The 11,790-nt window shown below is 44.7% G+C and carries 14 protein-coding genes; 1 reads left to right on the forward strand and 13 read right to left on the reverse strand.

The window, feature by feature from the left end; all coding sequences use genetic code 11:
* The first annotated feature begins 110 nt into the window (after positions 1–110).
* On the forward strand, positions 111–1,394 hold the full coding sequence (locus AB4263_RS13230) for an outer membrane protein transport protein (protein WP_372098346.1): 1,284 nt from the start codon (positions 111–113) through the stop codon (positions 1,392–1,394).
* 95 nt (positions 1,395–1,489) lie between these two features.
* Here AB4263_RS13230 and AB4263_RS13235 read toward each other — a convergent pair whose 3' ends face one another.
* From AB4263_RS13235 to AB4263_RS13295, 13 genes are all read right to left on the reverse strand, one after another.
* On the reverse strand, positions 1,490–2,275 hold the full coding sequence (locus tag AB4263_RS13235) for a VacJ family lipoprotein (protein WP_372098347.1): 786 nt from the start codon (positions 2,273–2,275) through the stop codon (positions 1,490–1,492).
* Between the two features lie 124 nt (positions 2,276–2,399).
* A complete protein-coding gene (ccmI, locus tag AB4263_RS13240; protein WP_136982081.1) occupies positions 2,400–3,620 on the reverse strand; it encodes a c-type cytochrome biogenesis protein CcmI in 1,221 nt (406 codons plus the stop codon).
* Positions 3,620–4,111, reverse strand: a complete 492-nt coding sequence (locus AB4263_RS13245) for a cytochrome c-type biogenesis protein (protein WP_065583667.1) — start codon at positions 4,109–4,111, stop codon at positions 3,620–3,622. Before AB4263_RS13245 ends, ccmI begins: the two co-directional genes overlap by 1 nt.
* A complete protein-coding gene (locus AB4263_RS13250) occupies positions 4,108–4,659 on the reverse strand; it encodes a DsbE family thiol:disulfide interchange protein (protein ID WP_017060653.1) in 552 nt (183 codons plus the stop codon). Before AB4263_RS13250 ends, AB4263_RS13245 begins: the two co-directional genes overlap by 4 nt.
* Before the next feature lie 5 nt (positions 4,660–4,664).
* On the reverse strand, positions 4,665–6,635 hold the full coding sequence (locus AB4263_RS13255) for a heme lyase CcmF/NrfE family subunit (protein ID WP_372098348.1): 1,971 nt from the start codon (positions 6,633–6,635) through the stop codon (positions 4,665–4,667).
* Positions 6,632–7,114, reverse strand: a complete 483-nt coding sequence (gene ccmE, locus AB4263_RS13260) for a cytochrome c maturation protein CcmE (protein ID WP_017064106.1) — start codon at positions 7,112–7,114, stop codon at positions 6,632–6,634. Before ccmE ends, AB4263_RS13255 begins: the two co-directional genes overlap by 4 nt.
* Positions 7,111–7,317, reverse strand: coding sequence for a heme exporter protein CcmD (ccmD, locus tag AB4263_RS13265; protein WP_008218322.1), 207 nt, complete (start codon positions 7,315–7,317; stop codon positions 7,111–7,113). The genes ccmE and ccmD overlap by 4 nt, the downstream gene beginning before the upstream one ends.
* Positions 7,318–7,331: 14 nt before the next feature.
* Positions 7,332–8,072, reverse strand: coding sequence for a heme ABC transporter permease (locus tag AB4263_RS13270; RefSeq protein ID WP_372098349.1), 741 nt, complete (start codon positions 8,070–8,072; stop codon positions 7,332–7,334).
* A gap of 148 nt (positions 8,073–8,220) precedes the next feature.
* A complete protein-coding gene (ccmB, locus tag AB4263_RS13275; protein WP_017060658.1) occupies positions 8,221–8,889 on the reverse strand; it encodes a heme exporter protein CcmB in 669 nt (222 codons plus the stop codon).
* 1 nt (position 8,890) lies between these two features.
* Entirely contained in the window at positions 8,891–9,508 is a 618-nt protein-coding gene (ccmA, locus tag AB4263_RS13280) for a cytochrome c biogenesis heme-transporting ATPase CcmA (protein ID WP_017060659.1), read from the reverse strand.
* A 278-nt stretch (positions 9,509–9,786) separates the two neighbouring features.
* Complete coding sequence (locus AB4263_RS13285) at positions 9,787–10,299, reverse strand: DUF2802 domain-containing protein (RefSeq protein WP_372098350.1); 513 nt, start codon at positions 10,297–10,299, stop codon at positions 9,787–9,789.
* Positions 10,299–10,793 carry a chemotaxis protein CheW gene (locus AB4263_RS13290; RefSeq protein WP_017064109.1) on the reverse strand — a complete coding sequence of 165 codons (495 nt, stop codon included), beginning with the start codon at positions 10,791–10,793 and terminating at the stop codon, positions 10,299–10,301. The genes AB4263_RS13285 and AB4263_RS13290 overlap by 1 nt, the downstream gene beginning before the upstream one ends.
* 72 nt (positions 10,794–10,865) lie before the next feature.
* Positions 10,866–11,790: chemotaxis protein CheW (locus AB4263_RS13295; protein WP_372098351.1), on the reverse strand; the 925-nt coding region annotated here is incomplete at its 5' end.

Raw genomic sequence — 11,790 nt, forward strand, 5'->3', positions numbered from 1 at the left:
TTTACTCATTAAATCCCTAAAACACTGTTTTATTCGAATTTCATTTTTAAAGTAATGACTCTAAAAGTAGAATCACGCCACTAAATACTTATGATTCAGCGAACATAATAATGAAAATGAATAAGACTCTTCTATCTGCTGCAGTGGCAGTTGGACTACTTTCGACTTCTACCGTAACTCTCGCGGCAGGTTTTCAACTAGCAGAATACTCAGCAACAGGCCTAGGCCGCGCATACGCGGGTGAAGCAGCAATGGCTGACGGTGCAGACGCACAATGGCGTAACCCTGCTATGCTGACTTACCTAGAAGGCACACAAGTTTCTGTTGGTGCTATCTATGTTGATCCTAACATTGATATCGATGGCACTTCTACGTCTGCTTTTACTGGCGCTAAGTCCTCATCTAACTCTAGCGATTTTGCACATAGCGCAGTAATTCCAAACTTTTATGTTTCTCATAAGTACAACGACAAGTTTGCATTAGGTTTTGCTGCTGGTACTAACTACGGTATGGAAACAGACCTAGGTACAGACTTCGGTGGTGCTAACCACGGTAACGAAGCAAGTGTTACCACAATGGAGCTAAACCTAAACGCTGCATACCAAGTACTTGAAAGTGTATCTATTGGTGGTGGTGTTCGTTACATCATGGCTGAAGGCAGTTTTGGTGCGGTATCAGCAACTTCTATTCAACAGATTGGAGTATCAAAAGGCGACGCTCTGAAATACATGGAAGGTGACGATACTGCTTGGGGTTGGCAGATCGGTACAGCTTGGCAAATCAATGAAAACAACCGCCTAGGTTTTACCTATAAATCAGAAGTTGATTTAACTCTATCAGGTCATGCTAACGGTCACGGTTTTAACTTCGGTCAACCAAATAAGAAAGATGCAGGCTCTATGGATCTTGCGCTTCCTGCTACAGCAGAACTTGCAAGTTTCCACCAATTGACAGATAAAGTCGCGGTTCACGCAAGCATTAACTGGACAAACTGGAGCAGTTTTAAAGAGCTTGTTGCTGATTTTCCGGGTGAAAACAGCGTAGAAATCAAACAAGAGAACTGGGAAGACAACTACCGTTTTGCAGTTGGTACGACTTACCAAATGACGCCTAAGTTAGCTTTACGTTCTGGTATTGCATACGATACTTCAGCTGTAAGTGAAAAGCACCGTACAGCAACGATCCCAGAAACAGACCGCACTTGGTTAAGTATTGGTGCAGGCTATCAATGGTCTGAGCAATTAACTCTAGATGCAGGCTTCACTTACATTTTAGCGAAAGATGCGAAAATGCTAGAAGATGACGCAGCATCAGCACCGTTTGGCGGCACTTTTGAAGGTGAAGTAACGGGTAGCATTTGGCTAGTAGGTATCCAAGCTAACTACCGTTTCTAATCTGGTTACTTAATCTAAAGTAGCAAATATAAAAAAGGCTCGATGTTATTTTCAACATCAAGCCTTTCTTTTATCAGTTATTCAAAATCTTATATCTAGTAATCTTCTAGGTATCCGTCAATGAAATCTTCTTCTTCCAGATCGACTTCTTCAGGTTCAATCTCGGCTTTGAAATCACGACGTTGAATGTAAACATCACGCGTTAATGCATATGGATCAGGAGAGTTATCCAAGAGCGCCTCTTGTGACACTAACTGAGCACGTGTTTCCATACCTTCAAATGCCCACTTACCTAAGCTAGCCCAGAAGTTCAAGAAAGACAGAGGCACATACATACCATCAACGGTTTCAGTTACTTCACGCGTTGTTATTGGGCCATAACCCGGCACCATGAAGTAGGGACCATTCCCTACCCCGTAATGACCAATCGCATCAGAGAACGACTTATCATCGTATTTGGTGATCCCCGCTTCGCTGGCAATATCGATTAAGCCAAACAAACCAATCGTTGAGTTAATCCAAAAACGATTGAAATGGTCGAGTGCTTTTTCACCATTGCCCATAATAAGGTTATTCACCATGCTTGATGGTTCGTCTAAGTTGGCTAGAAAATTGGATATACCAGAACGTACTGGCACAGGGGTGTAGTCAACATAAGCGAGGGAAACAGGGCGAACTAAATAAGGATCTAGATATTCGTAGTTGATATCCCACATCGCTCGGTTGAAGCCTTCAAAAGGATCATTCGGGTGGGACTCTTCGACGTATTCAGAGGTTTCGAGGTTATCATCGTCAACACTTTCGTCCGGCGCACTTGAACACCCAACCGTTAAGCTTGCGATAAAAAGTAAACTCGAGAGTCTTAAAACACTGACAGACATATCACCTTTTCCATAAGGAATTCAAATAATAAAAAAGGCCAGCAATCGCTGGCCTCAATTGTTTGGCTAAGTCTATACCGTTTATCTGCAAATCGGAATAGCTAACACCTATGCAAAGTGATGATTAATATTGCTTATTGATATCAATGGTAACTGGAGCACCCAGTTCAACCACTTCACTTTCACCGTACCAATCGCCTTCGCGAGTTGAAACGTTGCCGTCTGTATCAAGCCTAGCTCTAACCATCAGAGTTTCAAGGCTAGACAGCTCTTGTCCTTCCAGCATGCTGTTGCCGTCATCTAGAACAACAGTACGAGGGAAAGTCCCTAGTGGGTAACGAGCGGCTGCGATAGGCATTGGAGAACCATCTGCTCTGTGTACTGAAACAATTAACACTGAGTTAGGGTCAGCATTCACGTCTGCAGATAGATCGAGCGTTACAGCAACAGTCTTACCTTGGTCGACACCCATATTGTCGCCCATTTTCTTCTGAGCACTTTCAATACTGCGCGAAAGCATTTCATAGCGACTGTCTTGTGGACCAATCATCTGTTGCATGATGCTCCAGTACTTCACAGCACCCGGGTAGTCTTGACGCTCAAATGCATCGAACGCTAGCAGTGAGAACACACGAAGGTCGACGTAATCGTTTTGAATCAAACGGCTCAAAATCAAACGAGCTTGGTTTTGATCCGCTTCATCAGGTGAAAGCATCAGTGCTTGTGCGAAACCTAACTGAACATCTTCATTCTTAGGTTCAAGCTTGTAAGCTCGCTCCATAGAATCTTTTGCTGTTTCAGCATCACGGTTAGCCAGTGCAATACGACCGAGTAGTAACCAACCTGTTGAATCTTTTGGTTGGTAATGCAGACGAGTACGAAGCGCCAGAGTCAAATCTTCCAGTTCATCATCCGTTAGTGCACCACCTTCCGATGACATTAGCTTTTTAGACAACTCAGGAAGGTTCGAGCTCACTTCTTGCCAGTGTTGAACTTTGTCCAATGCACCGAACTTAAAGTACATACCATAAGTCACAGCCACGACAAGAATGATCGACGGTACAACCACACCAAGCGTAGAGATTTGAGTTTTCTTCATCTCTTCTTGTGCAGGAACATCATCAAGCAGAGACTGTTTCAAATCAGCGATCAGTTCTTGTTGATTATCAACAAGACCTTCCTCTGCTTCTACTTCTAACTCGACAAGACGGTCTTTATAGAACGCTTTATTCAACTCGTCGCGAAGCATCTCGTCATTGTTTGCCTTCTTGTTAATGAAAGGCAGAACAATTAAGAAAATTGCCGCTAGCGAAAGGATAATGGTAGAAATCCAAAATAGAGTCATTACTTCTTATCTCCGTCGTTCTCTTCATCGAGTAACGCTTTTAAGCGAGCTTCTTTGTCTGCATCCCAGTCTTTATCTGACTCTACTGCTGCTTTTGATTTTGACTTTCTGCTTCGTAAAATAATCAAACCAAATCCAAACACAACAACCGCAAACGGACCAATCCAAAGGATCGATGTAGCTAAGGTCAGTGGCGGGTTGTACGTTACAAAGTTACCGTAACGAGCAATCATGTAATCAATAATTTCTTGCTCAGACTTGCCGTCTTTTGTCATCTCGTACACTTTTTGGCGTAAGTCGACCGCTAGCTCAGCATTCGAATCACCAATCGTGTTGTTCTGACATTTAGGGCAACGTAGCGTATTACTCAACTCTTTGAACTGCTGTTCTTGATCTACGGTATCAAATTCATGGAACTCGATAGGCGCAGCAGAAACAGTCGCTGAAATTGCGAACGTAGCGAATAGAGTAATCAGTGCCTTTCTAATCATTTCGATTCCTCCAACAACTCTTGATACATCGGCTCAAGCGTCGATGCCCAGTTGGTTGGGTTCACGTCACCAACATGGCGGTAGCGAACTACGCCGTTAGCATCGATTAGGAAAGTTTCAGGCGCGCCATACACGCCAAGGTCAAGGCCTAGCATGCCATTACCATCAAACAGGCTAATTAGGTACGGGTTACCCAACTCTTTTAGCCAACCAACCGCTTTGTTGCGATCATCTTTGTAGTTAAGACCAATGATCTTAACGCCTTGATCCGCAAGCTTGTTCAGGTAAGAGTGCTCTGCATAACAAGTAGGACACCAAGTCGCCCACACGTTAAGAAGCAGTGGCTCGCCTTTAAAGATCGCTTGATCATGAAACTTACCTGGTTGTTCTAAGTCTTCTAGACCAAACTCAGGAACAGGCTTACCAATCAATACGGATTCTAGCTTAGTTGGGTCATCGCCCGACTGGTTGCGCATTAATTGCGTTGCAAAGATTCCAGCTAGAACCATGAACGCAATCAATGGAATGAATAAAATCTTCTTGTTCATTCGAATTAAGCCTCCTGCTCTTCAGCCAACTTTTTGATTGGCTTACGGAAACGGTAACGACGGTCACTGATAGCAATAGCGCCACCAATCGACATAATCAAAGAACCTGCCCAGATCCAACGTACAAATGGTTTGTAGTAGATACGTACAGCCCAAGATTTGTTGTCGTCTAAACGTTCACCCATTGCAATGTAAAGGTCGCGCGTTACGCCACGGTCAATCGCTGCTTCTGTCATCATAGACTTAGCTGTGGTGTAGAAACGTTTTTCAGCGTGAAGCGTGTTGATGTATTTGCCTTCTTTAGTAATTTCAAAGTCAGCAATGTAACCATCGTAGTTAGGACCATCTTTGTCACGAACCCCTGTAAACAGGAAGCTGTATTCTTCAAGCTGGTAGCTTTCACCTGGCGCCAGACGTACATCACGTTCGATGCTGTAGTTTTGCACCATCGCGATACCAATCACTGTCACGGCTAAACCTATGTGACCACACATCATTGCCCAGTGGCTACGAGGTAGCTTAGTTAGACCTTTCAAGAATGTATGACGGTGAGTCGCACGCTCATGCAGCTCAAAGCCGTGCATGAAGATGATCCAGAACGCCATTACCCAACCAGCAAACGCAGTACCACTGAAGCGGTCAGCCAGTAGAGCAACCATTAGCGCACTCAAGCCAAGTGAGAGTGCACCTGAAATCAGCATTGGTTTAACAAGCTTAGACAGGTTGTCACGTTTCCATCGGATCAGAGGACCGATACCAAGCAGGAACGAGAACGGGATCATTAACCAGAAGAACAACATATCAAAGAATGGTGCACCGATAGATACCGAGCCCAAGCCTAACTGTTTGTGAACTAATGGCAGTAGCGTACCTACTAACACAACGACAAGCGCTGCAATCAGTAAGATGTTGTTACCAAGCAGTGCGTTTTCACGAGAAACCAGATCGAAGTTACCGCGAACACGAACCGATGCGCCTTTAATAGCAAACAACAGCAGTGAACCACCGATAACAAAGACTAGGAAACCTAGAATAAACATACCACGAGCAGGATCCGACGCGAATGCGTGAACCGATACCAAGATGCCCGAACGAACTAAGAATGTCCCTAGTAAGCTTAGCGAGAATGCAGAGATAGCCAGCAGTACTGTCCAAGCTTTAAATGTGCCACGCTTCTCAGTTACCGCTAGTGAGTGCATTAGAGCAGTACCAGCCAACCAAGGCATGAATGAAGCGTTTTCTACTGGATCCCAGAACCACCAGCCACCCCAGCCAAGTTCGTAGTAAGCCCACCATGAACCTAGTGCGATACCTACCGTTAGGAATAACCAAGCTGCGATTGTCCAAGGACGCGACCAACGAGCCCATGCCGTATCAAGACGACCACTCATTAGAGAAGCGATTGCGAAAGAGAACGCAACAGAGAAACCTACATAACCCATGTAAAGCATTGGCGGGTGAATAATCAAACCCGGGTCTTGCAGTAGTGGGTTCAGGTCACGGCCATCAACAGGGAAGAAAGGCAATGTACGTAAGAACGGGTTAGACGTCACGATAATGAACAGCAAGAAGCCGACAGTAATCAGACCCATGATAGCCAAAACGCGAGCCACAGACTCTTGAGGCATACCACGACTGAATGTCGCTACTGCAACTGTCCAACCCGCTTGGATAAGAACCCAAAGCAGTAATGAACCTTCGTGAGCGCCCCAAACCGCCGTAATTCGGTAGTACCAAGGCAGTTGGCTATTCGAGTTACTTGCTACGTATTGAATCGTAAAATCATTGGTGTAGAACGCGTAACACAAGATAAAGAACGAAATCGCTAAGAATCCGAACATACCCCACGACAACGGTCGTGCGCTGTTCATCAATAATGTGTTATTTCGAGCGGCTCCATACAATGGGAGCACGCTTAGCAGCAATGCAAGTCCCAAGGACAGGATCATCGCAAAATGGCCGATCTCGGCTATCATTGAGCATTTCCTTCTTTTTGTTCAGTCGTGTATTGCAAAGGCTCATGGGTTTTCTTCATTGCTTCCGCAACTTCAGAAGGCATGTACTCTTCATCGTGCTTTGCCAACACCTCAAACGCTTCGATTGTCGTTGCATTTTTAAGCACACCCTGAGCAACAATACCTTGACCTTCACGGAAAAGATCAGGAAGGATGCCATCGTATAGAATCGTTACTTTAGGGCCTACATCTTGCAAATCAAAGCTTACACGTAGTGATTCATTGTCACGGCTTACAGAGCCGACTACGACCATGCCACCAATACGTAGGCGTTGACCAACCTCAGGTTTTTTACCATCTTTACCATTAACAAGTTCAGTTGGTGTGTAGAACAGATCCATGTTCTGGTTAAGTGCGTAAACCATCAATCCAACAGTTGCACTGATACCAAAAAAGATCGCTAAGACAATGCCCAGCCTCTTTTTGCGTCTTGGGTTCATAGAGTGTTCTCCATATTTTTTGCTGCATCGATACGAGCTTGGCGATCAACCTTAGCTTGTACTTCAGTTAGTAATTGCTTACCACGACGAACACTTACCACCAGTAAGATAATCATCGAGAGAAATGTGATTCCAAATGCACTCCATACGTATGATGCATAACCGCCCATGGCAAAGAAATCACTCAAAGATTCAAAATACATAAATACCTACCCTACTACGCTTTATCAGCCGCAAGCTTGCGAACCCATGGACGATGGCTTTCTTTACTGATGATTTCGTTACGGAAACGAACCATAGTCACAGCACCAAAGAAAAAGGCGAAGCCGAAGATGTTAAGAAGAAGCGGCCATAGCATGTCACTTGAGATCGAAGGTTTTGCGAACTTAGTAATGGTCGCGCCTTGATGAAGTGTATTCCACCACTCTACTGAAAAGTGAATGATAGGTAGGTTGATGACACCAACGATAGCCAAGATACCCGCCGCTTTCGCTGCTGTTTTTTGGTCGTCAAAAGCGTGGTGTAGTGCAATCACACCCAAGTATAGGAATAGAAGAATCAGCTCTGAGGTTAAACGCGCATCCCAAACCCACCAGGCGCCCCACATTGGTTTACCCCAAACAGCGCCGGTTAGTAACGCAATGAAGGTAAACACAGCACCAATCGGTGCCATCGCCAGTGCGGCCATGTCTGATAGCCTTACCTGCCATACCAAACCGATAAAGGCAGCAATCGCCATCGACATGTAAACGCCCATCGACCAGATTGCAGACGGAACATGGATGTAGATGATACGGAAGCTATCGCCTTGTTGGTAATCAGAAGGCGCAAATGCAAGCCCCCACACGGTACCGACGGATAGACACAATAGCGCTAGGATCGAAAACCATGGCAAAAGTTTACCAGCAAGCTGATAAGAGGTTTCTGCTTTGGCATAGGGATGGAGCCATTTCCACATGTTGTAATCTCACTCTTACTTCATATTGCTTACAGCTATTAAAGCTATAATTATAATAATTTTATTTGTCTTGCTTTCAGTTTTATTGACTCTATGAGTCCAATCGACACATTTGGTTCACATTGGCTATACGATAACGGAACCCCAATCAGTTCACACTTACTCTAAGTGCGGCACTGATCGCAAAAGGCGTCATAGTCATCGCACCCATTAACATTGCCCCAAGCACCGCCAATTGACCGTTGTATGCAACGCCCAAAGCCGCAGCGTCAATTGCTGACGTCGCGAAGATTAAAATGGGGATGTAAAGCGGCAAGATTAACAGGCTTAACAGGACTCCGCCCTTCTGTAACCCAACGGTTAACGCAACACCAATCGCACCAATAAAACTCAATGCGGGTGTTCCTACCAGCAAGGTCAACACAACTGAGAGCCATGTATCAAAATCTAAAGACAACAAAACAGCCAATAATGGGCTGATTAAAATCAATGGTAACCCGGTCAACAACCAGTGTGCTATGACTTTGGACAATACTACCAACTGCAACGGGATTGGCATCAGCATCATCTGTTCAAGGGCGCCATCTTGAAAATCATCACGGAAAAGACGCTCTAAAGAGAGCAATGCAGAGAGCAAAGCGGCCACCCAAACAATACCCGCAGCAATACGCGCAAGTAGGTTTGGCTCTGGGCCAATACTCAAAGGGAAAAGCGTGATAACAATGATGAAGAACCACAAAGGGTTAAAGATATCCGCTTGACGTCGAAACGCGATAAGCAGTTCGCGTCGGATAATCGTGGTCATTGAAGAGATCATATTACTCACCCAACTTTATTTTTCTTAGTTTCGGGCTATCAGCAAACATATCTTGGTGTGTGGTTAACAACACAATGCCACCGTTGTCTGCATGCTGAGAAAAAAGAGATTCGAGAACTTTCACGCCCTGCTTATCAATGGCAGTCAGCGGCTCATCAAGAATCCACAACATTTGCTTGCTCAACCAAAGGCGAGCCAACGCAACTCGGCGTTGTTGGCCTGCTGAAAGTTGCCCCGCAGGTACGTCTTCTCTGCCCGCAAGCCCGACTTGAGCCAGCGCGTGATAAAGCTCTTCTTTGCTGGTACCGCCACTGTGAATCGACTGATAAAAGCTCAGATTCTCATAAGCACTAAGCTCGCGCTTTACGCCTGTTTGGTGACCAAGAAAAAGTAAATTTTGATGATAAACATCTCGACTCGATTCAATAGACTCACCGTCCCAAGAGATAGTGCCGTCATCGCGATCGCCTAAGCCAGTAATAATCCTAAGGAGTGTCGTTTTCCCGGTACCGTTACGACCTTCAACTTGAACCAGCTCACCTGGTTTCAATTGAAAAGACAACGATTCAAACAGAATCCTGTCGTCACGAATAGCAGTTAAATTTGAGACTTCTAGCATAGGTAAATTTAGTCGAGTAATGAGAGCGCTATAGTAGCACACCAACATGGTGACAAAACAGGACTAGGCGTTTTCGATAGAACAAAGTCGGTAAGAAACTGTTACCACCTCATCACAATTTACACATTTTCATCAACAAACAAGATATTGTCGTAGATACAAGCACTTATAAACATCGTTCTATATAGATCGGACAGGCATAAAAAAAGAAGCCGAAGCTTCTTTTAAGAGGAATACGTAATAAACATCAATTGCTCAATACGAATTAAGCGCTCAATTTAACGACGTCGAGGCGGGTCTCTGCGATCGCGAGAGGCATCGGGTTGATCATCGTACGATGAAGGGTCGCTTCGTAATGAAGGAATTTTCTCTTTACCAGCAAGCTTGTTCTGCAGAGACATCATCAGCTCAGCTTCTGCTTTGGGTAATTCACATTCTTCAATTAACTCGTTAATCCCAGCGCCAAGCTGAACCATTTTCGTTGCACGTGTGTACAAACGTCCATCGGTATCCGCATGTTCCAGCTCAACAATACGTTCATTCAAATGTTTGATAAGATCTTGTTGTTCAGTCACTTTCTGGCCAAGGCCAACCACAACAGAGCGAACCTCAAGTAATTGCTTACTCGATTTTTGAAGCTCTTTGTCCAAGTTACGAACTTGCAGGCGTGACTGATCGAGCTGCTTTTGAATCGCACGTTTTACTTTGCTAATCAAAATCAGGATAAATAACGTAAAAACCCCAACGCCTGATATCAGAGCGATAGGGCTTAAAGGAAGCGCTTCAAACATTACAGGTGAGCCATCTCATCCCATTCGTCTTCGCTTAGTAGTTTGTTTAGATCTACTAAGATAAGCAGCTTGCCATCTCGGTTACTTACACCTTGGATGAACTTAGCACTTTCATCAGTACCAACACTTGGCGTTGTGTCGATTTCGGAAGAACGTAGGTAAACCACTTCAGCAACGCTATCTACTAGAATGCCAATTACTTGACGCTCAGATTCAATAACGATGATACGAGTGTTGTCTGTGATTTCACCTTGCATCAAACCAAAGCGAGAACGAGTGTCGATAACAGTAACAACGTTACCACGTAGGTTAATAATACCTAGAACGTAATCTGGAGCACCCGGTACTGGAGCAATTTCGCTGTAACGCAGTACTTCACGTACTTGCATTACATTGATGCCGTAAGTTTCTTCTTCTAGCTGGAAAGTCACCCATTGAAGTACTTCATCATTCGTTTGCTCTTTTCTTACTTCAACTTCACTCATATGAGACATAGATAATCCTCTTGCCGTCGTTACCGACCACTATTATTAACTTGATGCTTATTGTTAGCCTAATGCTTATGACTAGCTTAATGCTTTTACATCTAGCCCTGCGTTTAGCATGGCGATTAATGCTTCAACATGAATCAAAGCACACATTTTTTCTTTTACCATACCAGCGAGCCATGGGCGTTTCCCTGCCATTTCTCGCCAACGTACTTTGTCTGTATTAAGTAGCTCGGTGCCTTTGAGCTCGGTGCCCGCAAGGCCCCACAAGCTCTCTCCAAGCATCACTATATATTGATAGTTTTCTTTGTATTCGTCACCTGATAGTTTCTCAGACATCACCCATTTTGCGGTGTCGACCACATCTAGCTGACTATCACGGTTGGTTTGTAAACCCAAATACCAAGCTGGCTTACCAATGATATGACTTAACTCTTCAAGGCGATGGATGCCGCCAAGCTCATCAAGTGGCACCGCAAAGGTCACGCCGTTTACATCAAAATACAAGACTTGAAAGTCTTCTTTGCGAACCGTACTTTCCCAAGAGGTAAACTGGTCAGCACCTCCTGCTTGAGTTTCGGGTTCAATAACTGTCTCGGGATCAGGAACGTCAAGTTCAGGCTCAACAGCCTTAACTTCTACTTGTTCCGTCTCCAACGATTCAGCTTGTAACTCTTCAATTTTCTGCGATTCAACAGGTGGCTCTAAAACAATTGATAAATCGGGTTCTGGAAGATTCCAATCCTGAATCTCTGGCTCTTCGAACACTTGAACAGACTCAACCGCGGCATCAAACATTTGCATGTCTGCTTGCTGGGCGATTTTCTGGGTGTTCTGATCCATCAACTCATCAAGGTTCAGTTCATCAACAACATTGGTCGCCTCTAAACGGCTGAGTAGTTTCTGAACATCTTCAAGGTTAGGAACCTCAAACTCAGCCGCGCGTATTTCTGCGTAGCTAGAGTGGTGACTCGAAAATTGGCGCTCTGGCTCTGGCTCTGGC

It is taken from the genome of Vibrio sp. 10N.261.55.C5, assembly GCF_041470505.1.
GTDB classification, from domain to species: domain Bacteria; phylum Pseudomonadota; class Gammaproteobacteria; order Enterobacterales; family Vibrionaceae; genus Vibrio; species Vibrio crassostreae_C.

Bases quoted from the DNA above. Each gene is read 5' to 3' on its own strand.
- AB4263_RS13255 (WP_372098348.1), bottom strand. From the start codon at position 6,635: ATGATAGCCGAGATCGGCCATTTTGCGATGATCCTGTCCTTGGGACTT.
- AB4263_RS13290 (WP_017064109.1), bottom strand. From the start codon at position 10,793: ATGTCTCATATGAGTGAAGTTGAAGTAAGAAAAGAGCAAACGAATGAT.
- ccmB (WP_017060658.1), bottom strand. From the start codon at position 8,889: ATGATCTCTTCAATGACCACGATTATCCGACGCGAACTGCTTATCGCG.
- ccmA (WP_017060659.1), bottom strand. From the start codon at position 9,508: ATGCTAGAAGTCTCAAATTTAACTGCTATTCGTGACGACAGGATTCTG.
- AB4263_RS13230 (WP_372098346.1), top strand. From the start codon at position 111: ATGAAAATGAATAAGACTCTTCTATCTGCTGCAGTGGCAGTTGGACTA.
- AB4263_RS13235 (WP_372098347.1), bottom strand. From the start codon at position 2,275: ATGTCTGTCAGTGTTTTAAGACTCTCGAGTTTACTTTTTATCGCAAGC.
- ccmD (WP_008218322.1), bottom strand. From the start codon at position 7,317: ATGTATTTTGAATCTTTGAGTGATTTCTTTGCCATGGGCGGTTATGCA.
- AB4263_RS13285 (WP_372098350.1), bottom strand. From the start codon at position 10,299: ATGTTTGAAGCGCTTCCTTTAAGCCCTATCGCTCTGATATCAGGCGTT.
- AB4263_RS13245 (WP_065583667.1), bottom strand. From the start codon at position 4,111: ATGATTAGAAAGGCACTGATTACTCTATTCGCTACGTTCGCAATTTCA.
- ccmE (WP_017064106.1), bottom strand. From the start codon at position 7,114: ATGAACCCAAGACGCAAAAAGAGGCTGGGCATTGTCTTAGCGATCTTT.
- AB4263_RS13270 (WP_372098349.1), bottom strand. From the start codon at position 8,072: ATGTGGAAATGGCTCCATCCCTATGCCAAAGCAGAAACCTCTTATCAG.
- AB4263_RS13250 (WP_017060653.1), bottom strand. From the start codon at position 4,659: ATGAACAAGAAGATTTTATTCATTCCATTGATTGCGTTCATGGTTCTA.
- ccmI (WP_136982081.1), bottom strand. From the start codon at position 3,620: ATGACTCTATTTTGGATTTCTACCATTATCCTTTCGCTAGCGGCAATT.